Consider the following 25,912-nt stretch of genomic DNA (forward strand, 5'->3'; position numbering starts at 1 on the left):
TTAAAGCCTCCAATAAGTATAATTCTGCGTTTCACAGTCCTTTTTTTCATAAACGCCCTTCAAGTCAAAAAGGATTTTTTTCTTTTTATTTTTAAAAAACAGGTTAAGCTCCTCAAGGGGTAATTCTTTAAAGCGGCTGTGTGCCACCGCGATGATCAAAAGATCCAGCTCCTCAAGATCAGTGATATTTGAAAGCTTTATATCAAAATGAGCCCTGGCCTCCGCGGGATCGGCCTCGGGGTCACACACCACTGGCTCAATGCCATATTCCCTGAGCTCCCTGATGATATCCATTACCTTAGTGTTCCGGCTGTCCGGGCAATTTTCCTTAAATGTAAAACCCAGAATCCCCACACGGGCCTGCGGAATAGTCACATCCTTTTTGATGAGCTGTTTCACAGCATTTTCAGCCACATAACAGCCCATACTATCATTAATCCGGCGCCCGGAGAGGATCACCTGAGATTTGTAGCCTAACATCTCTGCCTTATGGGTCAGGTAGTAGGGATCTACTCCGATACAGTGACCGCCCACCAGACCAGGGGTAAACTCCATAAAATTCCATTTGGTGCCTGCGGCTTCGAGAACGGCCTTTGTGTCAATACCCATCCTGTTAAACATAATAGACAGCTCATTCATAAAGGCGATGTTAATATCCCGCTGACTGTTCTCAATAACCTTAGCCGCCTCAGCTACCCGGATGCTCTCTGCCCGGTGTACACCGGCCTCTACTACCATGCTGTAAACCTCCGCCACTGTATCCAGAGTTTCAGCGTCCATGCCGGATACAATCTTGACAATATTCTCTAGCCGGTGTACCTTATCTCCAGGATTGATACGCTCTGGTGAATAGCCAATCTTAAAATCCCTTCCACATTTAAGGCCAGAGGTTTTTTCCAATATTGGGAGACAGATTTCCTCGGTAACGCCAGGATAAACCGTGCTTTCATAGACTACCACCGAACCCTTTTTCAGATTTCTGCCAAGAATCTAGCTGGCTGCCTTTACCGGAGAAAGATCCGGTGTTTTATCACGCCTGACCGGAGTGGGTACAGTGACGATATGGAAACGCGCTTCCCCCAGCCTTTTTTCATCCCCTGTGAAATCCACAGAGCAGTTCCTGACCGCCTCATCACCCACTTCCCTTGTGGGATCTTCACCTTGCCTGTAAACTTCTATTTTTTTCTGGTTCGTGTCAAAGCCGATGACAGGTACCTTTTTTGAAAAAGCCGCGGCTATAGGCAGGCCCACATAGCCCAGTCCGATAACAGATAGTTTTGTCTCACTATTTTTAAGCGCTGCATAATGTTTCATTATTCCTCCATATCTCATTGTACAGTTCAATCACTTTTTCCAGATTGTACTGATTAGTCACTTTCACAAAGGCCCTGTCACCAAGCTTCTGCCGCAGCACAGCATTATCCATCAGTCCATCAAGGGCTTTCCTGAGATTATCCGGACTGTGTTTTTCAACCAATATGCCACAGTTTTCCAGCATATCTGGTATGGCCCCTACCCTGGTGGCAACAACAGCCTTTCCCAATGCCATCGCCTCTAAAACTGCGTTTGGAAACCCCTCAGTGTGGCTTGGCAGTACAAAAATTTCCGCCTCATTCAGGCGTTTTATTGCCTGAGTGTGCGGCAGCTCACCAACCAGCTCAACGCCTTCAAAGCTAAATTTTCTTTTTAAAGTCCTGGCAAAACCCTCCTGAAAAGGCCCTATAATTTCCAGTATCCAGTCTGGGTACTCCTGCTTTAAGTCCTGCCAGGCTTCGAGAAGCTCCCAGGTTCCTTTTTCCCGTGTCACCCATCCCAAGAAAACAATCTTCCGGCCTCTTTTTTCCCCGGGATCAGGAAGTTCCTCAAGATTGATAGGATTTGGCACATAAGACAGCTTTTCCTCTGGCAAGTAATGTCTTAGGCAGGCATAGCTTTTAGAATCAATGACAATTACCCGATCAGCCAGCCGGCAGGCCTTCAGCTGATACCTCCATTCTCCAGAATGCTCCTTTTCAAGCTGTGGGATTCTGCCGTAACGGATGTGGTAGTTTGTAGGAATACTGTTTTTCCGCGCGGTTTTCAGAAGCAGGCCATCCCGGATCAGGCCAAGGCTCCCGCTGGTGGTGAGATGAATGACATCAGGCCGTTTGTTTTTTATTTCACGGATTAGGCGTCGCTTCAGCCCCAGCATTTTTATGCCGCTGACCACCACGCGGTCCCAGAGGCTCCTCCCCTCGGTCGTCCTTCTTCCAGTGCCGGTATCTAAAATATTCAACTCAATATCCTGCTGCTTTTTCTCAATGTGTTCACTGATCAGCCGCGTCCAGTTGGCAATGCCGCCATAAGGTGGCGGTATGGGGGCAATTAAACAAAGTCTCATTATTTTTTCCTCCAGGTTGTTTCATTTACAATGGCGGTATAACTCTGGACCAGCTTGACGACTTTGACGCTAACGTTGGTGTCTGTGTAATCCCCTGCCATGACCAGAGGTTCATTGTTTTCAGCCATCTGTACTGCCAGTTCAACAGCCTGCTCAATTTCCTTTGTGGTTATGCCGCCAATGACCATAGTCCCCTTGTCAAACACCTCCGGGCGTTCAGTCGATGTCCGGATCAGCACTGCAGGAAAATTCAGCAATGCGCTTTCCTCTGAAAGGGTGCCACTATCTGACAGGACACAGCGGGCATTTTTTTGTAGCTTGTTATAGTCAAAAAATCCCAGAGGTTTTATGGATTTTACCAATGGATGAAATACAAATCCCCGTTTTTCAATCATCTTACGGCTGCGGGGATGCGTCGGATAGACTACAGGCAGCTGATGCTTTTCTGCCAGCTGGTTGACGGCTGTCATCAGACTGAGAAAATGCCTTTCCTCATCGATATTTTCCTCCCGGTGGGCAGACAGCAGAAAGTAACCGCTTTTCTCCAGCCCCAGTGTTTCAAGAATCCCAGATACCCGGATGGCTTCCCGATGCTCCTCCAACACTTCACGCATGGGGCTTCCGGTGACAAAGATGGTTTTTCCATCGATTCCCTCCCTCAGCAGATAACGTCTTGAGTTCTCTGTGTAGGGCAGGTGAATATCTGCGATATGGTCCACAATGGTCCGGTTGACCATCTCCGGCACATTCCAGTCCCAGCAGCGATTCCCGGCCTCCATGTGAAAAATAGGTATTTTTAGCCTTTTTGCGCTGATGGCCGACAGGGCGGAATTTGTATCACCAAGAATCAGCAGGGCGTCAGGTTTTTCGCGCACCATTACTTCATAGGCTCTGGCAATAATATTCCCCATTGTTTCGCCCAGCGTTTCTCCTGCGCTGTCCAGATAGTGGTCTGGAGCGCGAAGCCCCAGGTTCTCAAAAAAAAATCTAGTTCAGGGCATAATCCCAATTCTGTCCGGTATGCACAAGAATATGGTCAAAATACTGGTCACATTTTTTTATCGTTGCTGACAGCCGGATAATTTCAGGCCGTGTTCCGAGAATCGTCATGAGCTTCAGCTTTTTCATTCCGCCTTACCTCCTTTATGATTTCTGGTTCTACCGCCAATGAGTAGGTATCTGGCTGCTGTGGGTCGAATATCTCACAAGCCCAGATCAGCGTAACCATATCCTCGCTGCCGTCATTAACCAGCGCGTGGGTATAACCCGCGGGTATGTCCATCACCTCCAGCTGCTCACCAGATACCGGATATTCCAAAATCCGGTCACTTCCAAGCCGTCTCAGCCTTATCCGCCCAGTTCCTCTGACCACCAGGAACTTTTCATTTTTTGTGTGGTGCCAATGGTCTCCGCGTGTCACGCCTGCCTTTGTGATATTGACTGAAAGCTGTCCGCGGTCTGGTGTTTTAATGAACTCCGCAAAGGCACCCCGGGCATCGGTATGGGTTTTAAGCGGCTGGCTCAGATTATCCACCGACAGGTAGGTCAGGTAAGCCGAGTAAAGTTTTTTGGTCAGAGGATCTGCCATATCCGGTACCTCCAGCTTTTCCCTGTTTTCTCTGAAACCTTCTATCTTCTCGGCAAGACTGCCCACTGTCACCTCATAGGTCTCTGTAATACGGTGATCTCCTCCAGTCAGTGCGCCCAGCATTGCCGTAATAACATCATCGATATAAGCCAGCTGCAAAACCGCTTCCGGGTTATTAATATGGATCGGTAGCCCCCGACTGATCTGATGGCAGAAAGTGGCGGCTACACTGTTATAATAAGGGCGGCACCATTTTCCAAAAATATTAGGCAGGCGGTAAATAAAGGTCTCAACGTCATTTTTCCTGCCGTAACGTGTCACCAGTCTTTCGGCTTTCTTCTTACTTTTACCGTAAGGATTATCCTTTTCAGCCTGAACTGAGGATGCCAGTACCACCGGGGCTTTGTTGCCGTGCTTTTCAAGCAGAGAAAGCAATTCGCAGGTCAGGCCAGTATTGACCTCTTCAAAAGCTTCGGGCTTTTCCGGCCGATTAACCCCTGCCAGATGATAGACAAAGTCACACTCGGCGGTATAGCGCTCAAGAGTTTTCTTTTCCGACTCTCGGCCAAAGCACAGAACCTTCACAATTTCCTGCCCCAGTTCTGGACAACTGCCAGAAACGCCCACATGTTCCAATGCGGCCACCAGATTTTTTCCGATAAAACCTCCCGCTCCTGTTACAAGTATCTTCATTTTTATTCTCCTAGGCTGTAAGCCGAATGTGCTTGCCGCTCTGGATGTACCACTGCACCAGCTCATTCTGAATATACGGCAGGTTCCTCAGTTTTTCCATCACCTGCTCCACATTAAGTATTTCTGCACTGTCTGAGGTGAATTCCTCAGCAATTACCGTTTCCCCCTCCGAAAAATATTTTTCATAATTGAGGTCACGCTGATCCATGGGCACTCTGAAAAAGCCCCCGTGGTCGATGGCGCGTGATGCCTCCTCCCGTGTCAGGAGTGTTTCATGAAATTTCTCTCCGTGGCGCACACCGATTGTCTGGATTTCCCTGGTTACCCCAAAGAGCTCTTGAACTGCTTCAGCCAGTGTGCCGATGGTACAGGACGGTACCCTGGGAATCATGATATCCCCCGGATCCGCGTTCTCAAAGGCAAAAAGCACCAGTTCCACCGCCTCCTCAAGGCTCATGACAAAGCGGGTCATGGACGGGTTCGTCACTGTCAATGGCTCACCGGCCTTTAGTTTATCAATGAACAAAGGCACCACAGACCCTCTGGAACACAGAACATTCCCATAACGGGTTCCGCTGATAACCGTGCGCTCTGGAGCCACCGTCCGGGATTTCGCCATAAACATTTTCTCCATCATGGCCTTAGAGGTTCCCATAGCGTTGATGGGATAAGCCGCTTTGTCCGTTGACAGGCAGACAACTTTTCTTACTCCAGCCTCAATGGCGGCGGTCAGCACATTGTCTGTCCCCAGCACGTTGGTTTTAACCGCCTCCATGGGGAAAAACTCACAGGAGGGCACCTGCTTCAGGGCCGCAGCATGAAAAATATAATTCACACCGTAAAGAGCGTGTTGGATGCTTGCCTTATCCCGGACATCCCCGAGATAGAATTTGATTTTTTCGTTTCCGTAAGCCCTGCGCATATCATCTTGTTTTTTTTCATCTCTGGAGAAAATCCGGATCTCCTTAATATCTGTAGCCAAAAAACGTTTGAGCACCGCGTTGCCAAAGGACCCGGTTCCTCCTGTAATCATCAGTGTCTTATTTTTTAACATCTTTCACCTCATTGTATTAATTCGCCCAGCTGTTTTTCAAGCTGGTTTAAATGCCGTTCTTCTGTAAAATGCTTCTTGAAGTACGCGCGTCCCCGTTCGCCACAGCTGCTGTACTGCGTCGTATTTTCCATAAACCGCAGCAGCAGCTCCGCGAGACCTTCCGCATCGCCGGCCCCAGTACAAAGACCACAGCCGGATTCTGTAATCACCTCCCGGACAGCGCCGTCTGCAGCTGCGATCACTGGCTTCCCCGCCGCCATATATCCCTGGAGCTTGGCTGGAAGTGTCAATCCCACTGCCGTATCCCCATTGAGAGTCAACAGACAGGCGTCCGCCAGCCGGTAGTAATCTTCCATTTCCTCGTGAGGACGTCTGCCGTAGAACAGTATCTGATTTTCCAGAGCCTTTTCACGAACCAGCACACGGCACCGCTCCGCGTCCGACCCATCCCCCACCAGATGAATCCTAAAACCGGGAGTTCCCTTCAGCCTGTCTGCTGCTTCAATAATACAAGCCACATCCTGAGCCTTTCCGATATTTCCCATGAACACAAAATTCGTTATACCATCCGGCTCTGTAGTTAAATCCTGTGATAAATAATCGTCACCGGCTTCCTGAGGCAGGTACTCCATCTTTTCAAAGGGAACATCATTGACATAGTGCAGATAGTCGATAAAGGGCTTTGATGTAACGGCAATATGGTCGCACTGGCGATAAAGACCTCTGGAAAGCCAGCTGATTATGCTGTAAAAAAGACTCCCTTCCCCGATGCCATAAACCTTCACGCATTCTGGCCATATATCCATACAATAATAGAACAGCTTCTTGTTTGAAATCTTTTTAAGCACAGCAGCAGGAAAAATCACTGTCACCGGCGAGATCCCGTACACGTAAATCACATCAAACTGCCAACGCATAAACAGACAATAAATGGCCGCTGTCAGCGCAAAGGAAAGATAATTCATACAGCGGAAGAAAGCACCGCTTCTCCGAGCAATCACCGGTATACGGACCACCTCCACCCCATCAATCCACTGCCTCCGATTCTTAAAATACCGATATGCCTCTGGCACCCGGGAGGTTGTGTAATCCGGAAGTCCAGTCAATATCCTGACCTGATGTCCCCGCCTCACAAGTGCTGCTGAAAGGGCAGTAACCTGGAATGTATCCGGGTAATAATGTGGACTCACCATAAAAATTCTCATTGATTGTCCTCCTGCCATTTCCGGAACGTTTTTGGCGCTTGCCCCAACTTCTGGCACTCCTCCTCCAGCATCCCTTCATAAATATCCTGTCGTTTTATAACATAACGGATCGTTTTGAAAAAAATGGCTGCATCTGTAAGAAAACAGATATTTTCAACATACTTCCTGTCAAAAACCACTTTCTCGTCATTGCTAATGCGGTTGCGTCCATTGATCTGTGCCAGGCCCGTGATCCCCGGCCTCACTGCTGTTATGCCAGCTTTTTCACGGGCAGCCAGCACCTCCCCCTCCGCCAAGAGAAACGGACGTGGACCAATTAAACTCATCTCTCCCTTTATCATATTAAAAATCTGAGGCAGCTCGTCCAGACTTGTCCTGCGCAGCACCCGCCCGGTTCTGGTGATATACTGCTCTGGATTTTTCAGCTCTTTCACCGGCCTGTCATATGGAGCAGTTTTATACATTGTTCTGAATTTATAGATCAGAAAGGTGCGCCCATACTGTCCGCAGCGTTTCTGCTTAAAAAGCACCGGTCCTTCCGAGTCCCACTTAATAGCAGCGGCGATAACACCAAACACCGGCATCAAAGCGATCAGCGATAGCACTGCTACAAAAATATCAATTAGTATTTTTATATAGCATCTATAGACCATTCCCCCCACACCCTTTCTCTGATTTGCATTTTGCTTTCATCTTTTTTAAAAAGTTACTCTTTTCTGCCAAAAATATCCTTTCAGCGAAAAACAACTTTTTCTATCTTTTTTATATACAGCATATTCTATTATAAAGTATATTTTCTTTGATTATATAGCTTTTGACAATTTTCACGTTTGAAAATTGACCTGTTTGTGACAGTTTTTGCCAGAAATGCGTATGATTATCTTTGAAAATATCCTTAAAATATAAAAAAAATATTTTAGCTTTATAGCTGAAGAATCCCCTAAAGTTTACAGAGCAATGAAATCCTGGTCAAAACAAAAAAAGAATATAAAAAACGCCATCCCTTAAAGAATGGCGTTTTTTATATTCTTCATCATTGTATTCTTATTAGTCTTCAGGTACAATTGCTTCTACTGGGCACTGATCAGCACAAGCGCCGCAATCTGTACATAAAGCTTCATCAATTTCGTAGATAGAACCTTCAGAAATTGCTTCTACTGGACATTGATCTGCGCAAGAACCGCAAGCGATACATTCGTCTGTGATTTTGTAAGCCATTTAATACACCCCTTTCTGAACAACATTTATTTTATTATATCTTATTCTTGATTTAAAGCAAGACAATTATTTATCTTTTTTGCCTTTTTCAGGTTTTTTTTCGGATTTTTTTTCGCGTTTCCGCTCGGGCTTACGCTCCGGCTTTTTTTCCTGCTTTTTCTTCTGAATATCCGCTAACAGATATTTTCGGACTTCGGTTTCATCCTTTTCCAGCTGCATTTTGACAAAGACCGTTTCCTCGAGAATGCTCAGTTTAAACACCTCGCCCTCGCCGTCCGACGTAATGACCTGCTGGCCGACTCTTGGCATCTTCTTGGTGACTTCCTCATAAAATTCCTGTTCATAGGTCAGGCAGCACAGCAGCCTGCCGCAGATACCGGATATTTTGGTGGAATTCAGCGATAAGTTCTGCTCCTTGGCCATTTTGATGGACACAGGGGTAAAATCGCCCAGCCACTGAGCGCAGCAGGTGGTTCTCCCGCATACGCCCAGCCCTTTGAAAATCTTGGCCTCATCCCGGACGCCGATCTGGCGCAGCTCGATGCGCACCTTAAACACCGCTGCCAGATCCTTGACCAGATCTCTGAAATCCACGCGGCCGTCGGCCGTAAAGTAAAAAATCGCCTTTTTCTTGTCAAAGGTATACTCCACATCAATGAGCTTCATCTCAAGCTTGTGGGCTTTTGCCTTTTCGATAAAAATATCCTTTGCTTCAATTTCCTTGCGCTTCAGCCGCTCAAAATCCGATGTATCCTTATCGGTGGCTTTCCTTATAACGGGCTTGATGGGCGCTGTGATCAAATCATCCTCAATCTCCCTCGGTCCCAGGGCAACCTCGCCGTACTCCACGCCGCGGACCGTCTCGACAATGACATGGTCGTACTGTTCTACTTCCAGATTCTGCGGATCAAAATAATAAATTTTACCGACTTTTTTAAATCGGACTCCAACCACTGATTTTGCCATCTATAGTATCTCCTGTAATTTATATTTTTAATAGGACGCTTTCCCACTGCAGCCTCAGGTTGACATTATACTGCAGGGTGTTCATAAACTCAAAAAGGATCTCTGCGATCCGGCTGTTTTGACGCGGCGTCAAAACCGAAGCGTATTTTACCTGCCAGCTGTAATAAGGATTTCCTTCATCCTCCGCGCCTTCTAGAAACAGCGCCATGCTGTGAAACCAGACAAGCAGAAAATTCAGGACCTCAGCACTGGCGTTTTTATCCTTCCCTATTTTTTCACTGAAAGCGAACGCCTTAAAGGTATCTCCCTTAAGTATAGCATAAAATACATTGAGTGCCTCAATTTTTAAGCTTTCCAGCTCGGTATTTTCAAGAAATTCTAAAGCCTTTCCCGGGGACCCCTCACAGCTGTAGATGGCCTGATCTACGGCCTCGCCCGGGGCACAGCCCTTCTGTTTCAAAATCTCACGGATGCCCGCATCCGAGACCGGCTCAAAGCTCAGGACCTGGCAGCGTGAACGGATGGTGTTCAGCATTTTTTCCAGGTTTTCCGCTGTGATGATGAAAACATTATGGAGCTCTGGCTCCTCCAGCGATTTCAGCAGGGCGTTCTGAGCCTCTGGCGTCATTTTATCGCCGCCCTTTATAATGCTGACCCGCAGCTCACTTTCAAAGGGCTTGACCGGCAGCGTGGCGATGAGCTTACGTACCTGGTCAATTTTAATGGCGCTCTCACCCTTTCCAGGCTGGGTAATCAAAACATCCGGGTGGTTTCCGTGCTCGATCTTCTCACAGGGAATGCAGGTGCCGCAGGGCTTTTCATCGCCCCGGCACAAAAGAGCCTTTGCAAACTCAAGGGCCATCATGGTCTTGCCAATGCCCTTTTTTCCCACAAAGAGATAGGCGTGGCTCACCTCATGATTGGCAATGCTCCCCGCCAGAAGCTTTTTGATCCGCTCCTGTTCAACAACTGCCTTAAACATGACTGCTCCTCCCTAGTGCCATTCTTCCTCAGCTAACTCCGAAAAATCTGTTTTCAGCAGTTTTTTCGCTTCCTCAAGATCTCCCGGGTCCACAAATATCTCAATATTGGCCGTGGTGAAGGTTCCCATAAAAATACTGCGGATCGGGCCGCCGAACCCCTTTTCCCGCGAGGTTACCTTAATGCCGTTCGCCTCCAGAAAACTCCGCGTCACGGCAAATTCCATGTCCGAATAGGCTACCTTCAAAAGCGCGTAGCGATCCTCAAACCGTTCCACTTGTCATCACCCTCTCATATATTTCTTCGTGTATATCCTCAATGCTGCGGAGCTTTCCCTCCGAGACGCATACGATCTCTGTCCAGTTATATTTTTCAATGAGCTCAAGGGCATTCTGGTATGCGTGGAGCAGATGCTCTGGGCTTTTTTCATGTATATCCTTTTCCGCCTCACCTGTTATTTTATTAGCGCGGCCCTCCATCAGCTTGAAGTTGATCTCCGGCGGTATATTCAAAAAGAAAACCGCGTCGGGCACAGGCAGCTCCATCTTATTAAACTCATAATCTGACAGCCAGTCCATAAAACGGACGCGCTCTTCCGGATCACTGATTTTTCCCGCCTGATGAACCATATTCGAGGTGGTGTAGCGGTCAGCGATCACAATGCCGCCATCCCTGTAAAAAGTCTCGTAATCCTCCTTATAGGACGCATAGCGGTCAGCTGCATAGAAGGTCGACGCGATATAAGGACTGATGCTGTCCGGGTCATTTCCAAAAGCACCGGACAGGTACAGCCGCACCATGGCGGAGGACGCCTTATCGTAACGGGGATAGGAAACCTTCATGACCCGCTGCCCTTCCCTTTTCAGGCGGTCGTAGAGCTTTTCTGTCTGTGTCTGCTTACCGCTGCCGTCAACACCCTCGATGACAATCAGCTGTCCTTTATTTTCCATTGATAAACCTTCTTTTCTCATTTTATTTCAGGCATTATTATATCATAACGACCCATGCATTAAAACGAAGAATTGAGAATGACCTCAATCCTTCCCTCACTGTCGATTCCCACAACGGCCTCGCCATTTCTCTGCCGCCTGAGCAGCTCTGCGGCAGTTTCCTCTGTGACCAGGCTTCCCGGCAGCAGCACTGGTATTCCCGGAGGATACGGGATAACAAAGCCCGCCGCCGCTCTGCCTGCAGCATCCGCCAGAGGCATTCTCCCAGTTTCCATATTGCAGAGCGCCTGCCAAAGCGGATATTTCTCCTCGTGCTTCCAGAGACTGACAAATCCGACCTGTGGCAGCTCTGTGACCTCCGGGCAGTCTCTGTTCATATCTGCCACTGCTGCCATCAGCCGGTCCAGTTCGTCAACGGCAGTGCCGATTCCTGTCATGGCCAGCACATAATTAAAACCAGACATCTCACACTGGATGTTAAACTCTGTAAGCAGCCGCCTTTCAGCAGCCGTTCCCTGTCCGTCCTTCACCATCAGCAACCATTTGCTTTTATCGTAGAGCTGCTCTTCTCCCGGAGTGTACAGGGCGATGCAGTCACCTGCTCCCACCTGTTTCCGGTAATAATCCCAACGCTCTGCGATTGCCTGAAAAACGGCTTCTCCCTTTTCACAGGCTTCATCCACAGCGTTTTCCACACTCATCATCAGAAGATAGCTGGGGCTTGAAGATTGAAGCATGGCCAAAAACTTTTTGACACGGCTTCTTTCCACCAATGTTCCCTGCATATGCAGCAGGGAGCTCTGGGTAAAAGCCCCTAAAAGCTTGTGTGTGCTCTGGATAACTATATCTGCCCCGCAGCTCACCGCGTCCGGCGGCAGCGCAGCACAAAATTTCAGATGCGCTCCGTGAGCTTCATCCACGATCAGCACCTTTCCCTTTTTGTGAAGCAGCTCCGCTATGGCGGCCACATCACTGACAGTGCCGTAATAGGTGGGATTGACCAGGATCATCCCCTTCACCTCTGGATGCTCCTGCAGCTTTTTCTCTACCTGCTCCGGAGTAATGCGTTTTCCAAAGCCCAGCCAAGCATCGTATTCCGGTTCAAAATAAACACCCTTTACCCTGCCCAAAGCAAGCCCCGCGTAAACAGAGCGGTGACAGTTCAGCGGCACCAGGAGGCTGTCGCCCTCTCTGCACACACCCATGACGGCGCTCTGTATGCCGGCTGTGGTACCGCCCACCAGTATGCAGGACTCCTCTGATCCATAAGCCTCTGCCAGTTTTTCCTGAACCCTTAAAAGAATATCGGAGGGATCATGCAGGTTATCCGCCCCAGGCACTTCTGTTGTATCCAGGGTTGCCCAGTTCTCATTATCAAAGCAAATTTTTCCCTTGTGCCCTGGCATATGAAAGCGCAAAGTCCCTCTGTCACTCAGTTCTTGTAATCTTGTATATAAAATTCGTTTTTTCATGGATTTATTTTATCATAAAATCCGGATTTTTCCCCTTTATTTTTAGATGGATTATTGATATGATAATCACTGTAAAAAAATTCAAGGAGTGAAAAAGATGGCAAATATCATCTCTGTCGATATGACTAACTTTGAAGCGGAAGTGCTAAACTATACGGAAGGCCCTGTCATGGTCGATTTTTGGGCTGAATGGTGTGGCCCCTGCAAGGCTCTTCTTCCGATCATCGAAGAAATCGCCGGCGAAGTCCCTGCAACCGCCAAGATCTGTAAGCTGAACGTGGATGAAAATACCGATCTGGCCAGACAGTTTCATGTCATGAGTATTCCGACCTGTGTATTTTTAAAGGACGGCAGTGAAGTCGAGCGTTTCGTGGGAAGCCGCGACAGGCAGGAATACATTGATACCCTAAAAAATTTATAAGTTTTTTCAGACTGTGCTCCGGGCACGGTCTTTTTTTATCGAACTACTTTTTATTAAATTTTATCTTACAATACAGGGCATTTCTCTTTTCATTCTATTTTTATAACTATTATTTCGAAAATCCTTGAACCTTTTTTGAAAATATGTTACTATGAAAATTATTTATAGATTCCTTATTTTCAGTCATAACTGTCAAACCCTCGGGAGGAACTCCAGATGAACACTAAATACCTCGGGCAGCGGCTTCGCCAGTTCCGAAAAGACGCCCATCTTACACAAAACCAGCTGGCTAAAAAGGCCGGTATTACCCCCACCTACCTCAGTATCATTGAAAGGGGCGCGCAGCTGCCCCGGCTGGAAACCTTTATCAATCTGGCCAATGTCCTGTCTGTTTCCGCGGACGACCTTCTGATGGAGGATCAAACGGAGTCTCGGAAAGATTTGTATCCTTCTTTCTGTGTTCCGTCTGACAACCTAACAGATGAACAGCTCGTCTTGGTTCAGGAAATGATCAAGCTAATGTGTGACCACTTCAAAAAAACAAATCACTGAATTATTTGTTTAAATTCTTGGACAAAACTATAATTGAATATTGACTTCATTCGCATTGTGAGTTATAGTAAATAATATACATCCGAATCATTTTGAAATAGGGCAAAACTACTGAAAGGTAGTGACGCAAAGCCAAGGGTCTAATTCATCTCAAGATGAAACGACAGCCGGTTGCTCGGGTATTAAACTTACTGAATGCAATCTCCCTGCCTTGGTTTATGCCGGGGTCTTTTTATTGCCCCAATCTCACGCAGAGGAGTTAATCACAATGGATAACAAAGTTATTGGCAGGCATATTCGTGAAGCCCGTCTTGATAAAAAACTGACGCAGTACCAGCTCGCGGAACGTGTCCATATTACACCGAATTATCTGAGCATGCTGGAACGCGGCACCCATCTGCCCAAACTTGAAACGCTCATCACCATCTCCGAAGCACTGGAGGTTCCTGTCAGCGCACTTCTTACCGATTTCCCCGTCGAATCCTTTACCAGCCGGATTCACTTTCTGTCCACTGCAATGGAAGGGCTCGATGACGAGCAGTCCAAGATCGTGTGCGATGTCATCAAGGTGATGACTGACGGCTTTAAATTGAAAAAATAAGTAAAAATCCCCGGATCAAATGATCCGGGGATTTTTTAGTTAAAAGTCTGAAGCCGGGTAAAACAAATCGTTTCGCCGCCTCGCCGTATCCAGCATGTTATTGTAGAGTATCTGCTGATACTCCAGAACCTCACGGTCATGGACGGTCGGATCACCCTTTCTGAAGTACTGCCCTTCCTTGTCAATGATCCCTACCGTATTGATGACCGGCAGTGTTTTGGACAGCTTCATTAAATAATCATTGTAGGGTGCCCCCTGGATACCCGCCTGCGCAAGCAGCAGGCTGGAAAGATAGTTTACACTCAGCTTATCCACCTGAGCTTCTGGGATGTCGTAATTTGCCCAGATGACAAAGGGGGTGACATAGCGCCTCTGCAGCTCCTCTGTGCTCCACTGGTCCAGAGGCTTCTGCATGAGCTCTTCATAAAAAGCCTGCTCGATATACGCCTGATGATCGCCAAACATGACCACCAGCGTGGGCTCATCCTGACTGCTGAAATAGTCGATCAGATTTTTAAACGCCGCGTCAGAGCTGCGCATCAGCGATAAATACTGCTCAGTTTCAGGATAACTTCCCTCCATCCCCTCCAGAAGCACAGGCTCCAGATCATCGGCATTCAGCTGGTAACCGGCATGGTTCTGGATGGTCACATCAAAGACAAACAGCGGATTGTCGCCTTTATTTTCATAAAGCTCAATGACCTTGTCATAAGTAGCCGTATCGCTGACCCATTTTTCTCTGATTGTCTGCGATTCCATAAATTCTTCTTCTGAAAAAAACTGCTGAAATCCAAAATTTGGATAAACTTTATCGCGGTTCCAGGCGTTACGCTCTCCGGGGTGGATGGCGTAGCTGCTGTAGCCTTCATGGTTCAGCGTCGACGTGAGCCCGGGAGCCGGACCCTTGATATAAAGCTGATAGGGCCTCGCGTTTTCCGGCAGATAAGCCGTGGTGTTTCCTGTCAGAAAAGCGTATTCGGAGTCACAGGTGCCACCGCCGAAAACCGACACGTAGAGATTCCCTTTAATGGTATTTTCCTGCAGGCTGTCAATGAAAGGCATGTAGTCAATATTGGTTGAAAAATCCCCCACGGCTCGCAGGTCACTGAAAGACTCATTCATAATGGCAATGATATTGGGCTTATGGCTGTCTTTCATTCCAGGGCCGGCAGCGGCTTTTTCCGTTGTCCCACCCCGGCCGACAGCTCCTGTGGTCATGGGCTGCTGTACGTTTTTGATGCTTTCACCCAAAAATGCCAGATCATATCCTTCAGGCTCTCTGACATGTGAGAGCTTGGCATTGACGGTAAAGGTATAAGGATAGCCGTTAACTGGCATATCCCAGGCATAGTAATACCGCTCCACATTGGTCTCGAAAAACAAACCAAAGGTAATGGTCAGGGCTGCAAAGGACGTCAGGCGCAGCCTGCGGCTTTTATATTTATCCCGGACGCGTCTGTCTGCTTTAAAGGCCCAAAACAACAGCGCTGCCAGAACCAGCGCTGCCAGCAGAATCGTGCCGCTGAGCTCAAAGTGATAGGCTGAGGCGACCTGAAGTCCTGTTTTCGCTGAAAACAGATCCGTATAGAGCAGTGTATCTCCTCTGAACAGACGGACAAAGTAGCTCGCCAACCCAAAAATATACAGAAGAATTCCTCCGCCCATCAAGGATGCTCTCATCCGCCCTGTTAAAATATATAAAAAAACATAGACTGCCATACAGCAGGCCAGATTTAAAAACAGGCGGATTCCCTCTGTATCAAAGGGTGCTTCCTGAAATATCTGGAAAATGGTATAAGAAAAGGCTGAGGTCAGAACAAGCAGCAGCACATTCCACAGAGCCGCTGCACGCTCCCTGCACTCTATATTTGAAAAGACAGCCAGACCGATCATAAAAACACACAGCCCCGCTGTGTTCAGGTAACGTTCATCAAACCCCATCATATGATAGCAGAGCGACAGGCTCAGGCTCAGCACCGCCACTGTCGCCAGTGCTGCCAATATTCTTTTTTTACTCGTTGTCAAATTGATTACAGAATCCAAAAAAAACCTCCTGTTCTCTGACTATTATATCATTAAACAGAAGATTTTGTGTTATTTTCAATAGAAATTAAGTTTTATCCTTTTAGCTTACCTTGCCGCCAGCCGGGATTACATCGCCGTCGACTGTTAAAATACTCAGCTTTTTCCCCTTAACAGCGGAAAGAATCATCCCGTTTGACTCCAGTCCCCTCAGCATGACCGGCTTCAGATTTGTACAGACAATAACCTTTTTGCCCACAAGGTCTTCAGGCTTATAGTATTTGGCGATTCCAGAGATAATCTGGCGCTTTTCTGTTCCCAGATCCAGCTGGAACACCAGCAGGCGGTCTGCGTCAGGGTGCTGTTCGCAGGAGATGACCTCTGCGACTTTCATCTCAACCTTGGCAAAATCATCGATGGTGATCAGGCCTTCTGGCACCTCGGCTTTTTCTTCCTTCTTGGCCTGTTTTTCCTTTTTAGGCGGCTGTTTCTGTTCTTGTTCTTGTTTTTCCTTCTTCACTTCAATTCTCGGGAAGATTGGTTCACAGCGCTCTACCTGGATGCCGTCCGGATATTTTCCAAAGGACTGGATACTTTCCCAGGTCCTGAGTTCTTCTGGTACCTTAAGTTCATCGGCAATCTTAACGCCGGTATCGGGCATTGCAGAGCTTACGAGTACAGAAATTATTCTGAGAGACTCTGTCAGGTTATACATCACCATTGCCAGACGGGCTTTCTTTTCAGGATCTTTAATCAAAACCCATGGCTGCGTCTCATCAATGTATTTATTGGTGCGGGAAACCAGCTTCCAGACCGCTTCCAGCGCGCGGCTGAAATCCAGCTTATTCATGTAATCTTCCACAACGCCTGGAGTTTCCTCTGCCAGAGCAATGAGCTCGGCGTCAAAATCACCGCTTTCACGCTCAGCCGGAATCACGCCGTCAAAGTATTTCACGGTCATGGCCACTGTCCGGCTCAGGAGATTGCCCAGGTCATTGGCCAGGTCAGAATTGATGTGGCTGACCAGCAGATCTTCGTTATAAATACCGTCTGCGCCGTAGGTCATTTCACGCAGCACATGGTAGCGCAGTGCATCCACGCCATATTTTTCAGCCAGCTCTACCGGGTCGACAACATTGCCTACAGATTTGGACATTTTTCCACCCTTTAATAAAATCCATCCGTGGCCGTATACGTGTTCCGGCAGCGGAAGGTCCAGTGCCATGAGAATAATCGGCCAATAGATGGTATGAAAGCGGATGATGTCCTTACCGACCAGATGCACATTCGCGGGCCAGTATTTATCCATGAGCTGCGGCTTGTCATTCAGATAGCCAAGAGCCGAGATATAGTTCGGCAGAGCATCGATCCAGACATATACCACATGCCCCGGGTCAAAGGTTACCGGAACGCCCCAGCTGAAGGAGGTTCTGGAAACGCAGAGATCCTGAAGGCCGGGCTTGATAAAATTGTTGATCATTTCATTCTTCCGGGATTCCGGCTGAATAAAATCCGGATGGTCTTCGATGTACTTAAGTAAGCGGTCTGCGTATTTTGACATCTTAAAGAAGTAAGCTTCTTCGGAAGCTTTTTCAACCGGACGTCCGCAGTCCGGGCAGTTGCCGTCCACCAGCTGGCTTTCCGTCCAGAAGGATTCGCAGGGAGTGCAGTACCAGCCTTCATATTTTCCTTTGTAAATATCGCCCTGGTCATAAAGCTTTTTAAAAATCTGCTGGATGGTTTTCTCATGTTCCGGGTCTGTGGTACGGATAAACTGGTCATAGTTGATGTTCATCAGCTTCCACAGCTCTTTAATTCTTCCCACCACGTCATCCACATAGGCCTGTGGGGTGACGCCCTTTTCCTCAGCAGCCTTTTGAATCTTCTGGCCGTGTTCATCGGTACCGGTCAGAAAATAGGCATCGTAACCCGTCAGCTTTTTAAAACGGGTCAGAGTATCGGCGGCTACGGTGGTGTAGGTATGGCCGATGTGTAAATCCCCGCTTGGATAATAAATCGGGGTTGTCACATAAAAAGTTTTCTTTTCTTCCATCATATTTCCTCCTTGAAAATTTCTAAAAATAAAGAGAGCCCCTCCATATAAGGACGAAGCTCTCGTGTTACCACCTTACTTTCCGCCTGTCTCACGGCAGACGGCTCAGCTAATAAACCGGCAGGGTTTATTATTTGTTTTTAACGCTTTCCGCGGCCCTGGCTTAGGCGGCAGCCCTCACCAAAGCATGCTCCGAGGCCATCTTCCATTCCTTGTCCACAGCCGGCTTTCACCTTTCCCGGTTCTCTGTATGCTTCCTCCGAATATACTCTTCTCTTCATCGCAGTTCATATTCAATTTATTACTATACTATTATATCCAAATATTTTTAAAATGCAAGCACTTTTAAGGCAATGGAAAATTAACGAATTCTTTTAAGGGATTAAAAGGGCGGCCACCGCACTAAAAAGTGGCAGAGCGACGCCCGCAAATACCCAAGATGTCTGCCCCTAACTTGCTTTAGCATGGCGTTCATGCTGATCTCTAAAGCGACTTAGCCCCATCCAATCAAATCTGCCAGAGGCAGATTTGTACTATAATTTTTAATTTTCAATTGTTTTCAAATTACCGTTTGATCAGATTATAGATATCCCGCTTGCTCACGCCCCGGTCTCTGGCCACCTGCTTCATGGCTTCCTTTTCGCCCATGCCCTGGTCTTCATAATGGGCCATGTGCTCATCCAGAGAAAGGGCTGTCAAATCCTGGCTGTCTGACGGAAAGCCATCGCCTCCTTCAATGACCAGCACAAACTCACCTTTGGGTGGATTTTCAGAATACCAGTCCAGATGCTCCTGAACTGTGCCCATTCGGGTCTCTTCATATTTTTTTGTTATTTCCCTGGAAATACTCATTTTTCGGTCCGGAATGACCTGAACCATAGCTTCCAGTGTTTTCACCAGTCTGTGGGGCGTTTCGTAGAGAATAACCGTATTTTCAGAGGCGGCTATTTTCTCAATACCCCCGCGGATCTCTTTGTTTTGTTTTCCTAAAAACCCCATAAAGGTAAAGGCCCGGGCATCAATGCCTGAGAGCACGAGTGCGCAAAGTCCGGCGTTTGGTCCGGGTACCACCTCCACCGGGATTCCAGCTTCATTACACCGGCTGACAATAACCGAGCCAGGGTCAGAGATAACGGGCATTCCCGCGTCGCTGACCAGGGCAATATCTTTACCCTCTGCCAAAAGCTCCAGCAGCTTTTCACTTCCGCTCTGCTCATTGTGCTGATGATAGGCCAGCAGATGCTTCTTAAGCTCAAAATGATTAAGCAGTTTGACCGTATGTCGGGTGTCCTCCGCGGCGATCACGTCCACTTCCTTCAAAATCCTGAGAGCCCTCAGCGTAATATCCTCAAGATTACCGATGGGTGTTCCGACAATGTATAGTTTTCCCGGCATGTCATTCTCCATTTTTAATCAAACAAATTTCGCGCCACATAGACGCCGTTGACAGAGGCCTGCATCAGGCCGCGGGTGATTCCAGCCCCGTCGCCCAGCACGTACAGGTTTTTAATATTAGTCTGAAAATTTTCATCCACAGCCACCTTGTTGGAGTAGAATTTGACCTCTACTCCGTAAAGCAGGGTCTCATCACTGGCCAGACCCGGTGATACATGGTCCAGCGCCTGGATCATTTCGTCGATATCCTTCATAATGCGGTACGGAAGCACCAGACACAAGTCTCCCGGCACTGCATCCTTGAGAGTCGGTCGGATATTGTTTCGGTGAAGCCTTTCCTCGTTGGTTCTCCGGCCTCTGATAAAGTCGCCGTAGCGCTGCACAAGAATCTTATTCCCGGTCAGCATGTTTCCAAGGCTGGCAATGTGCTTGCCGTAGGCGATGGGCGCGTTAAAAGGCTCGGTAAAGCCTTTGGAAACCAACAGCGCAAAATTGGTGTTGTCTGTTTTTAGAGTGTCTGATTTGTAGCTGTGGCCATTGACCACTGCCAGATTGTCATCATAGTATTCCGTTGAAACGACTCCGCCGGGATTTGAGCAGAAGGTCCGCACTGCGTCATCAAAGGTTGGCGTATAATAGACCAGCTTACCCTCATAAAGGGCATCGTTAATTTCCTTCATGATTTCGTTGCGGGTTTCAAGCCGGATACCGATATCCACCTTGCCCACTGTGGTGTCTACGCCGTAGGTGTCGCACATGGCTTTAAACCATTCTGAACCCTCACGGCCTACACCGGCCAAAATTTTATCCGCGTAGTATTCGCCGTCAGCGTTCACGCCAACTGCCACGCCATCCTCCACGATCAGGCTTTTTACCGGATCGCGGAACTTGATTTCTACTCCCAGATCATGGATCAAATGATCCTGAATGCGCTTATAGATGGTGTAGCCAACCTCTGTCCCCATGTGGCGTATGGGGCATTCGATAAGCTTTAGATTACTCTGGATGGCCTTTGTTCTTATCTCGCGGATTTTCTCCGGATTATCGAGACCATGTACCTTGGGATCTGCCCCAAAACGCAGATAATGCTCATCCACATAGGCGATAAGTTCTTCGGTTTTTTCATAACCGATATAATCCGGCAGCTCTCCGCCGACATCCGGCGACAGCGAGAGCTTCCCGTCTGAGTAAGCGCCCGCTCCGGCAAACCCCGTCGTGATATTGCAGGGCTTACATCCCACACACACGCCGGTCTTCCTTTTGGGACAAATCCGTTTTTCGATGGCATTACCCTTTTCCAGCATTAAAATACTGAGCTCAGGTTTTTCCTTTTTAAGCTCAAGCGCAGCAAAAATGCCGGCAGGGCCGGCGCCGATTATGATTACATCATACTTATTCATATGAAACCCTTCTTACCCTGAACGCCAAGGTAACCTTCAATAAAAAAATAATTTCCATTCTCCATTCAATAACCACAGATTTCCATTGTACCGCAGCTTGAAAACCGCCTCACCATTCCCGCTGCACCACCAAATTTAGTACCCCGGGTCCTCATAAAAATCAGGCGCAGGATCATTGAATTTGGTGTATTCAGGCAGCCATGCGAGCTTCAGGCGGCCGGTCGGGCCATTACGCTGCTTGGCAATATCGAGCTCGGCGATATGAGGCTCAGATTCTTTGTTATAGTAGTAGTCACGGTATAAAAACATAACCACATCGGCATCCTGCTCGATGGAGCCGGATTCACGGAGGTCGGCAAGCATGGGATGATGGTCTGTCCTTGCATCCGGCGCACGGCTGAGCTGTGACAGGCAGATCAGCGGGCAGTCCATTTCACGGGCAAGCCCCTTCAAACCTCTTGAAATCTCCGAGATTTCATTCTGCCTGTTCTCCGCTTTTCCCCTGCCGCTCATGAGCTGAAGGTAGTCGATAAGAATCAAATCCAGTCCCTTTTCTGTTTTGAGACGGCGGCATTTTGACCGTACCTCTGACAGAGTCACCCCTGGGGTGTCGTCAATAAAAATATTGGTATTGTATAGATGACTATAGCCAAGGGAGATACTCTCCCAATCCTCTGGTGAAAGCTCCCCTGTACGGATCTTATTGCTGTCGACCAGGGATTCCGCGCAGAGCATACGCTGTACCAGCTGGGCCTTGGACATTTCAAGACTGAAAATAGCGACTGCGGCATTTTCCTTCAGGGCAGCGTTCTGGGCCAGGTTTAAGGCAAAGGCCGTTTTACCCATAGAGGGGCGCGCCGCCACGAAGATCAGGTCAGACCTCTGCAGACCAGAGGTATAAAGATCAAGCTCTGAAAAGCCTGTGGTCAGGCCGGTCAGATTCCCCTGGTTCTGCTGAATGGTCTCAATCTGCATCAGGGTTTCACCAAGGGTTTCGCTGATAGGCTCAAAGTCTCCGCGTTTTTTTCCCTGCGAAACCTTAAAAATACTCTGCTCGGCACTTTCAATGACAGATTCCACATCATCATACTGGCCGTAGCTTTCATTGAGGATTTCGGTGGCGGTGTCAATCAGGTTGCGTATGACCGACTTTTCCTGAACAATCTTACAGTATTCCTCATAGTTTGTATACATGGGGACCTGGTCAACCAAGCCCGCGATATAGGACGGCCCGCCGATTTCTTCAAGAACGCCCCGGTTTTTAAGCATATTGATCAGAGTTACGGTATCGATTGGCCGTCTTTCATCATGCAGCGCCAGCATACACTCAAATATCCGGGCATTGGCGGTACTGTAAAAGTCGTCCGGCGACAGCAGTTCCTCTGCCCTGGCAATATTAGATTCTTCCAGCAAAATCGCCCCGAGAACCGACTGCTCTGCTTCAAGGTTATGGGGCGGAGTCTTCGGGTTAATCACCTGATTTCACCTCCTTTTCAAAAAAATTTCCCAGGAAATCGGCACGGATTTCCAAATTTATTTTGCAGCTTCAACCACAACTGTCAGGTTGCCTTCAACGCCGGCATAGGTTTTAACCTTTACCTCAATGCGTCCGACATTTCTGACCGGCGCGTTTAAAGCGATCTTGCGTTTGTCCACTTTGATTTCTTTCTGGGCTTCCAGGGCTTCAGCAATATCCTTGCTGGTGACAGAGCCAAAAAGCTTTCCGTCTTCCCCTGCTTTTTCAGCGATGGTGATGGTCGTGTCGTCAATGACCTTTGCCAAAGCCACAGCAGCCTGGCGTTCTTCTTCCATCTGTTGTTTTTTCAGAGCCTGGGCTTCCTCTGCCTTGGCAATATTTTCCTTTGTTCCCGGAAGACCCTTGTTGGTTTTAATCAAAAAGTTACGGCCGTAGCCATCCTTAACATTGACAATTTCGCCGGCTTTGCCGACATTTTGAACATCTTCTAATAAAACTACTTTCATTTTTCTTCTCTCTCTTTCATATATTCTTCAATGGCACTGAGCAGCATCTGTTTTCCGACATCCAGATCATTGATATCTGGAAGCTGGGCGCCTGCAATGGCCAGATGGCCGCCGCCGCCCATTTTTTCAAGGATCAGCTGAACATTGACCTCACCCATGGAACGGCCGCTGATAACCAGCCCGCTGCCGCTTTTTAACAGGATGAAGGACGCGTTGATTCCCTTGATATTTAACAGTTCATCCGCCGCCTGGGCAGCAATGATCTTGGCGTATTCCGATTCGTTTTCCAACTGGGAAATGGCAATGCTGTCAAAATAGATCTTCGCGTTCCGCACCGCTTCTGACCGGGTGGCATAAGTTGCGAGGTCATCCTGTAGCATGGTTTTGGCGATAATGGTGTCCGCACCTTTACGGCGGAGATAAGAGGCCGCCTCAAAGGTACGTACCCCTGTTTTAAAGGTGAACATCTTCGTGTCCATACACATACCTGCCATAAGGGCGTTTGCCTCGGTTTCGTTCATACTTTCCTTTTCATCAAGGTACTGAAGCAGCTCGGTGATCAATTCACAGGTCGATGAGGCATAGGCCTCTGTATAGTTAAGCACCGTTTTTTCAATGAATTTTCCAGAACGCCGGTGATGGTCAATGACCACAATCTTTTCGATTTGGTCGATCAGCTCTGGAACCTCGAGATAATTGGCGTTCTGAGTATCCACAATGATCAGCAGGGTATTGGGTGTAATGTAGTCCTCTGCTTCCTTTGGCTTGATAAAGGAATCCCGGTACTCGTCGTTTTCCATCAGGTACTGGAACAGCTCCTTGATGCTGTAGTTAATCTCTTTGATGACAATTTTACCGGTTTTATTGAGCGCCTTGCAGGCGCCCAGAAGGCCGACTGCTGCGCCGAGGCAGTCCATATCCGGTGTCTGATGCCCCATGATCAGGACATTGTCGGATTCGCGGATAAGCTCTCTGAGGCCGTGGGCTTTTACCCTGGCTTTCACCTTGGTTCGTTTTTCCGTGGCTTCAGTGGTTCCACCATAAAAGGCCATTTTTTCATCCTGTCTGACAACAGCCTGGTCGCCGCCGCGGGCAAGGGCAATATCCAGCGCCGCGTGGGAAAGCTCATCGGCCTCACGGATGGCCAGCGGCTCATCAGACACACCAATGCCGATACTCAGGGTCACCTGGGATTTTTCTTCTGTTTCTGTCTCCCGGATTTCATCGAGAATACGGAAACGCTCTTCTTCCATGGCCCTCAGCTTTTCTTTTTCAAAAATCATTAAATAGTGGTCATTTTCATACTGGATGATCACAGCCCCGACCTTCTTTGCCCATTCGTTGATCTTCAGGTCGATCTGGCTCAGAACCGCAGACCGCTCGTGGCTGGGGAGCTGCTCGATGATATCGTCATAGTTGTCGATTAAAATATAACAGAAAACCGGTTCGTTTTCCTTGTAAATTTCCTGCTGTTTTTTCTGGATAGTGACATCGAAAAAATGCAGCAGAATCAGAGTTTCGTCCCCGTCGCTGAAGCTGTTTGACACAATGGTATAGTCAATATCCCTGTGATTAAAGTCCTGTTCCTTTTCCTTAAGCAGAGTTTCGAGGTCGATCCCCAGTTCCTCCTGAATTTTTTTCCCGAAAAAGTTGGCTGTCGTATCCTTCTTCTTAAAGTTCCGGTCAAAATACTGATTATACCAGCAGATTTGTCCGTCTTCATTGACAATGACCAGGGCAATCGGCAGCTCATACATCCGCTCCTGGTTTAAACGGTCAATATCGCCATAGATGGTCTCAATGGCTTTCTGAAGTCTCAGATTGGACTGCTTTTCCTCCTGGCTGTCACGCCAGAAGCAGATGCCGCAGAGCAAAACGCCCAGACACCCCAGGGGGATATTGTAGAACAGGAGAATCAGCGACAGCAGAAAAATCACTAAATAGAGCTTCGACGCGATTGATTGCTTCTCTTTCATATGTTTGTACCATCTCGATTTTCTATAAATTTTCGTACATCAATGTAAATATCCGCAACACCTACAAAGGAAATGATATAGGAAATATACGGTATAAACAGACAGAGTACGACGATCAGAATCTTCAGGCCCATGGATTCCTTTGCCCGCTTGCGGTTTATCAGCCAGTATACAAAGGATATCCCCATTAAAAAGTACAGAAGATAGATGATCATCATCAGCGTATAGGTGTAGACCGCCGGAATCGCATCAATATGCGCCAGGTCAATGACTAAAAGGACAATGACCACCATAATGAGGAAATTCTTAAAGGATCTCGGCAGACGCCATTTACTGAGCTGTGGAAGCGGCTTTACTGGCAGACGCATCCGTTTCAGGATGGTGTCAGAAATCAACACATTCGCCCAGCCAATAAAGAAGGGCGAAATCAGAAACGCCAGTGGAATAACCATTTTCATGGTCTCCTTCATCTGGTCAACGGCTGTCTGCAAAAGGCTCAGCTGATCCTCTGGAAAAGCGCCCAGAGATCGGTAAACATCCATTACCTGCGCCGACGAGGTGTCAATGGTTTCCGTAAGCATTGCGACGAAATTCTGTCCTGTCAGAACCTGCAGCAAAATGATAATGAGGATGATCGCTGCAAAAATCCCCGCATAAGCAACTGCAAGTTTAAGAAAACCATCCTTACGCTTGTAATACATATACCCAAGACTACAGCCCACAAAAATCATATAGATACCGTAGCCCCCGGCTGTAAGCGGATCCATAAACATAAATAAAATCAGCGTTGCCGCCAGGCCCGCGATAAGTGTCACCTTAAAGCCCTGTTTTTCCGCCAGTATGACCATTGGCACTGGAATCAGGAAAAAAAGCAGCAGTAAAAAGGGAACATAAGAAGAAAACAGAGCGATGATTACCGCCAATGCACACAGCATTGCACCCTCTGTTATGGCCTTTGTCTTCATTTTTTCATACCTTCCTTTTCAAGGCATATATATCCAA

Annotated in this window: 22 protein-coding genes, 2 pseudogenes, 1 riboswitch and 1 other annotated feature; of the genes and pseudogenes, 3 read left to right on the forward strand and 21 right to left on the reverse strand. The window is 47.8% G+C overall.

Annotated features, from left to right (window positions below):
• The 13 genes and pseudogenes from FYJ53_RS11460 to FYJ53_RS11520 form a co-directional block, all read right to left on the reverse strand.
• Positions 1-1,314, reverse strand: a pseudogene (locus FYJ53_RS11460) (nucleotide sugar dehydrogenase).
• The gene (locus FYJ53_RS11465; RefSeq protein ID WP_148428400.1) at positions 1,292-2,380 is read right to left on the reverse strand and encodes a glycosyltransferase family 4 protein; all 1,089 of its coding nucleotides are present in this window, start codon (positions 2,378-2,380) and stop codon (positions 1,292-1,294) included. Before FYJ53_RS11465 ends, FYJ53_RS11460 begins: the two are co-directional and overlap by 23 nt.
• Positions 2,380-3,508: pseudogene (gene wecB / locus FYJ53_RS11470) on the reverse strand (non-hydrolyzing UDP-N-acetylglucosamine 2-epimerase). The gene FYJ53_RS11465 and the pseudogene wecB overlap by 1 nt, the downstream one beginning before the upstream one ends.
• Complete coding sequence (locus tag FYJ53_RS11475) at positions 3,465-4,661, reverse strand: NAD-dependent epimerase/dehydratase family protein (RefSeq protein ID WP_148428402.1); 1,197 nt, start codon at positions 4,659-4,661, stop codon at positions 3,465-3,467. Before FYJ53_RS11475 ends, wecB begins: the two are co-directional and overlap by 44 nt.
• A gap of 10 nt (positions 4,662-4,671) precedes the next feature.
• A complete protein-coding gene (locus tag FYJ53_RS11480) occupies positions 4,672-5,715 on the reverse strand; it encodes a polysaccharide biosynthesis protein (RefSeq protein WP_148428404.1) in 1,044 nt (347 codons plus the stop codon).
• 8 nt (positions 5,716-5,723) lie between these two features.
• Complete coding sequence (locus FYJ53_RS11485) at positions 5,724-6,920, reverse strand: glycosyltransferase family 4 protein (RefSeq protein ID WP_187367921.1); 1,197 nt, start codon at positions 6,918-6,920, stop codon at positions 5,724-5,726.
• A complete protein-coding gene (locus FYJ53_RS11490; RefSeq protein ID WP_154557347.1) occupies positions 6,917-7,573 on the reverse strand; it encodes a sugar transferase in 657 nt (218 codons plus the stop codon). Before FYJ53_RS11490 ends, FYJ53_RS11485 begins: the two co-directional genes overlap by 4 nt.
• Before the next feature lie 394 nt (positions 7,574-7,967).
• On the reverse strand, positions 7,968-8,138 hold the full coding sequence (locus FYJ53_RS11495) for a DUF362 domain-containing protein (protein ID WP_013382801.1): 171 nt from the start codon (positions 8,136-8,138) through the stop codon (positions 7,968-7,970).
• A gap of 66 nt (positions 8,139-8,204) precedes the next feature.
• Positions 8,205-9,104, reverse strand: a complete 900-nt coding sequence (locus tag FYJ53_RS11500; RefSeq protein WP_154557348.1) for a stage 0 sporulation family protein — start codon at positions 9,102-9,104, stop codon at positions 8,205-8,207.
• A 19-nt stretch (positions 9,105-9,123) separates the two neighbouring features.
• Complete coding sequence (gene holB / locus FYJ53_RS11505; RefSeq protein WP_148428410.1) at positions 9,124-10,086, reverse strand: DNA polymerase III subunit delta'; 963 nt, start codon at positions 10,084-10,086, stop codon at positions 9,124-9,126.
• Positions 10,087-10,098: 12 nt separating this feature from the next.
• Positions 10,099-10,362 carry a hypothetical protein gene (locus FYJ53_RS11510; RefSeq protein WP_013382804.1) on the reverse strand — a complete coding sequence of 88 codons (264 nt, stop codon included), beginning with the start codon at positions 10,360-10,362 and terminating at the stop codon, positions 10,099-10,101.
• Positions 10,349-11,035, reverse strand: coding sequence for a deoxynucleoside kinase (locus FYJ53_RS11515; RefSeq protein ID WP_013382805.1), 687 nt, complete (start codon positions 11,033-11,035; stop codon positions 10,349-10,351). The genes FYJ53_RS11510 and FYJ53_RS11515 overlap by 14 nt, the downstream gene beginning before the upstream one ends.
• A 59-nt stretch (positions 11,036-11,094) precedes the next feature.
• Positions 11,095-12,507, reverse strand: a complete 1,413-nt coding sequence (locus tag FYJ53_RS11520) for an aminotransferase class I/II-fold pyridoxal phosphate-dependent enzyme (protein WP_148428412.1) — start codon at positions 12,505-12,507, stop codon at positions 11,095-11,097.
• Positions 12,508-12,604: 97 nt separating this feature from the next.
• Here FYJ53_RS11520 and trxA point away from each other — a divergent pair, with 97 nt between their 5' ends.
• From trxA to FYJ53_RS11535, 3 genes are all read left to right on the forward strand, one after another.
• Complete coding sequence (gene trxA, locus FYJ53_RS11525) at positions 12,605-12,928, forward strand: thioredoxin (RefSeq protein ID WP_013382807.1); 324 nt, start codon at positions 12,605-12,607, stop codon at positions 12,926-12,928.
• Positions 12,929-13,144: 216 nt separating this feature from the next.
• Positions 13,145-13,480 (forward strand): helix-turn-helix domain-containing protein, encoded by a 336-nt coding sequence (locus FYJ53_RS11530; RefSeq protein WP_148428414.1) that lies wholly within the window; start codon positions 13,145-13,147, stop codon positions 13,478-13,480.
• 91 nt (positions 13,481-13,571) lie between these two features.
• Positions 13,572-13,659, forward strand: a riboswitch (cyclic di-GMP riboswitch).
• 89 nt (positions 13,660-13,748) lie between these two features.
• Positions 13,749-14,081, forward strand: coding sequence for a helix-turn-helix domain-containing protein (locus FYJ53_RS11535; RefSeq protein WP_013382809.1), 333 nt, complete (start codon positions 13,749-13,751; stop codon positions 14,079-14,081).
• A 39-nt stretch (positions 14,082-14,120) separates the two neighbouring features.
• Here the strand turns inward: FYJ53_RS11535 and FYJ53_RS11540 are convergent, their stop codons facing one another.
• The 8 genes from FYJ53_RS11540 to FYJ53_RS11575 all read right to left on the reverse strand — a co-directional run bounded on the left by FYJ53_RS11540 (position 14,121) and on the right by FYJ53_RS11575 (position 25,875).
• Complete coding sequence (locus FYJ53_RS11540) at positions 14,121-16,124, reverse strand: LTA synthase family protein (protein WP_148428416.1); 2,004 nt, start codon at positions 16,122-16,124, stop codon at positions 14,121-14,123.
• Between the two features lie 82 nt (positions 16,125-16,206).
• A complete protein-coding gene (gene metG, locus FYJ53_RS11545; RefSeq protein ID WP_148428418.1) occupies positions 16,207-18,159 on the reverse strand; it encodes a methionine--tRNA ligase in 1,953 nt (650 codons plus the stop codon).
• A gap of 43 nt (positions 18,160-18,202) precedes the next feature.
• Positions 18,203-18,446 (reverse strand) — a binding site (T-box leader).
• 274 nt (positions 18,447-18,720) lie between these two features.
• Positions 18,721-19,551: a 16S rRNA (cytidine(1402)-2'-O)-methyltransferase gene (rsmI, locus tag FYJ53_RS11550; protein ID WP_148428420.1), complete on the reverse strand. Its 831-nt coding sequence runs from the start codon at positions 19,549-19,551 to the stop codon at positions 18,721-18,723.
• A 14-nt stretch (positions 19,552-19,565) separates the two neighbouring features.
• Positions 19,566-20,951 carry an NAD(P)/FAD-dependent oxidoreductase gene (locus FYJ53_RS11555; RefSeq protein WP_013382814.1) on the reverse strand — a complete coding sequence of 462 codons (1,386 nt, stop codon included), beginning with the start codon at positions 20,949-20,951 and terminating at the stop codon, positions 19,566-19,568.
• A gap of 135 nt (positions 20,952-21,086) precedes the next feature.
• Positions 21,087-22,427: a replicative DNA helicase gene (gene dnaB / locus FYJ53_RS11560; protein ID WP_013382815.1), complete on the reverse strand. Its 1,341-nt coding sequence runs from the start codon at positions 22,425-22,427 to the stop codon at positions 21,087-21,089.
• 57 nt (positions 22,428-22,484) lie between these two features.
• Positions 22,485-22,934 carry a 50S ribosomal protein L9 gene (gene rplI, locus FYJ53_RS11565; protein WP_013382816.1) on the reverse strand — a complete coding sequence of 150 codons (450 nt, stop codon included), beginning with the start codon at positions 22,932-22,934 and terminating at the stop codon, positions 22,485-22,487.
• Positions 22,931-24,910 (reverse strand): DHH family phosphoesterase, encoded by a 1,980-nt coding sequence (locus FYJ53_RS11570; RefSeq protein WP_013382817.1) that lies wholly within the window; start codon positions 24,908-24,910, stop codon positions 22,931-22,933. Before FYJ53_RS11570 ends, rplI begins: the two co-directional genes overlap by 4 nt.
• Positions 24,907-25,875 (reverse strand): YybS family protein, encoded by a 969-nt coding sequence (locus FYJ53_RS11575; protein ID WP_090411989.1) that lies wholly within the window; start codon positions 25,873-25,875, stop codon positions 24,907-24,909. Before FYJ53_RS11575 ends, FYJ53_RS11570 begins: the two co-directional genes overlap by 4 nt.
• Positions 25,876-25,912: the final 37 nt, after the last annotated feature.

This window comes from Eubacterium sp. BL-380-WT-2B, assembly GCF_009696115.1.
In the GTDB taxonomy this organism is placed as follows: domain Bacteria; phylum Bacillota; class Clostridia; order Eubacteriales; family Eubacteriaceae; genus Eubacterium; species Eubacterium callanderi.

Bases quoted from the DNA above. Each gene is read 5' to 3' on its own strand.
- FYJ53_RS11465 (WP_148428400.1), bottom strand. From the start codon at position 2,380: ATGAGACTTTGTTTAATTGCCCCCATACCGCCACCTTATGGCGGCATT.
- FYJ53_RS11475 (WP_148428402.1), bottom strand. From the start codon at position 4,661: ATGAAGATACTTGTAACAGGAGCGGGAGGTTTTATCGGAAAAAATCTG.
- FYJ53_RS11480 (WP_148428404.1), bottom strand. From the start codon at position 5,715: ATGTTAAAAAATAAGACACTGATGATTACAGGAGGAACCGGGTCCTTT.
- FYJ53_RS11485 (WP_187367921.1), bottom strand. From the start codon at position 6,920: ATGAGAATTTTTATGGTGAGTCCACATTATTACCCGGATACATTCCAG.
- FYJ53_RS11490 (WP_154557347.1), bottom strand. From the start codon at position 7,573: ATGGTCTATAGATGCTATATAAAAATACTAATTGATATTTTTGTAGCA.
- FYJ53_RS11495 (WP_013382801.1), bottom strand. From the start codon at position 8,138: ATGGCTTACAAAATCACAGACGAATGTATCGCTTGCGGTTCTTGCGCA.
- FYJ53_RS11500 (WP_154557348.1), bottom strand. From the start codon at position 9,104: ATGGCAAAATCAGTGGTTGGAGTCCGATTTAAAAAAGTCGGTAAAATT.
- holB (WP_148428410.1), bottom strand. From the start codon at position 10,086: ATGTTTAAGGCAGTTGTTGAACAGGAGCGGATCAAAAAGCTTCTGGCG.
- FYJ53_RS11515 (WP_013382805.1), bottom strand. From the start codon at position 11,035: ATGGAAAATAAAGGACAGCTGATTGTCATCGAGGGTGTTGACGGCAGC.
- FYJ53_RS11520 (WP_148428412.1), bottom strand. From the start codon at position 12,507: ATGAAAAAACGAATTTTATATACAAGATTACAAGAACTGAGTGACAGA.
- trxA (WP_013382807.1), top strand. From the start codon at position 12,605: ATGGCAAATATCATCTCTGTCGATATGACTAACTTTGAAGCGGAAGTG.
- FYJ53_RS11530 (WP_148428414.1), top strand. From the start codon at position 13,145: ATGAACACTAAATACCTCGGGCAGCGGCTTCGCCAGTTCCGAAAAGAC.
- FYJ53_RS11535 (WP_013382809.1), top strand. From the start codon at position 13,749: ATGGATAACAAAGTTATTGGCAGGCATATTCGTGAAGCCCGTCTTGAT.
- metG (WP_148428418.1), bottom strand. From the start codon at position 18,159: ATGATGGAAGAAAAGAAAACTTTTTATGTGACAACCCCGATTTATTAT.
- rsmI (WP_148428420.1), bottom strand. From the start codon at position 19,551: ATGCCGGGAAAACTATACATTGTCGGAACACCCATCGGTAATCTTGAG.
- FYJ53_RS11555 (WP_013382814.1), bottom strand. From the start codon at position 20,951: ATGAATAAGTATGATGTAATCATAATCGGCGCCGGCCCTGCCGGCATT.
- rplI (WP_013382816.1), bottom strand. From the start codon at position 22,934: ATGAAAGTAGTTTTATTAGAAGATGTTCAAAATGTCGGCAAAGCCGGC.
- FYJ53_RS11570 (WP_013382817.1), bottom strand. From the start codon at position 24,910: ATGAAAGAGAAGCAATCAATCGCGTCGAAGCTCTATTTAGTGATTTTT.
- FYJ53_RS11575 (WP_090411989.1), bottom strand. From the start codon at position 25,875: ATGAAGACAAAGGCCATAACAGAGGGTGCAATGCTGTGTGCATTGGCG.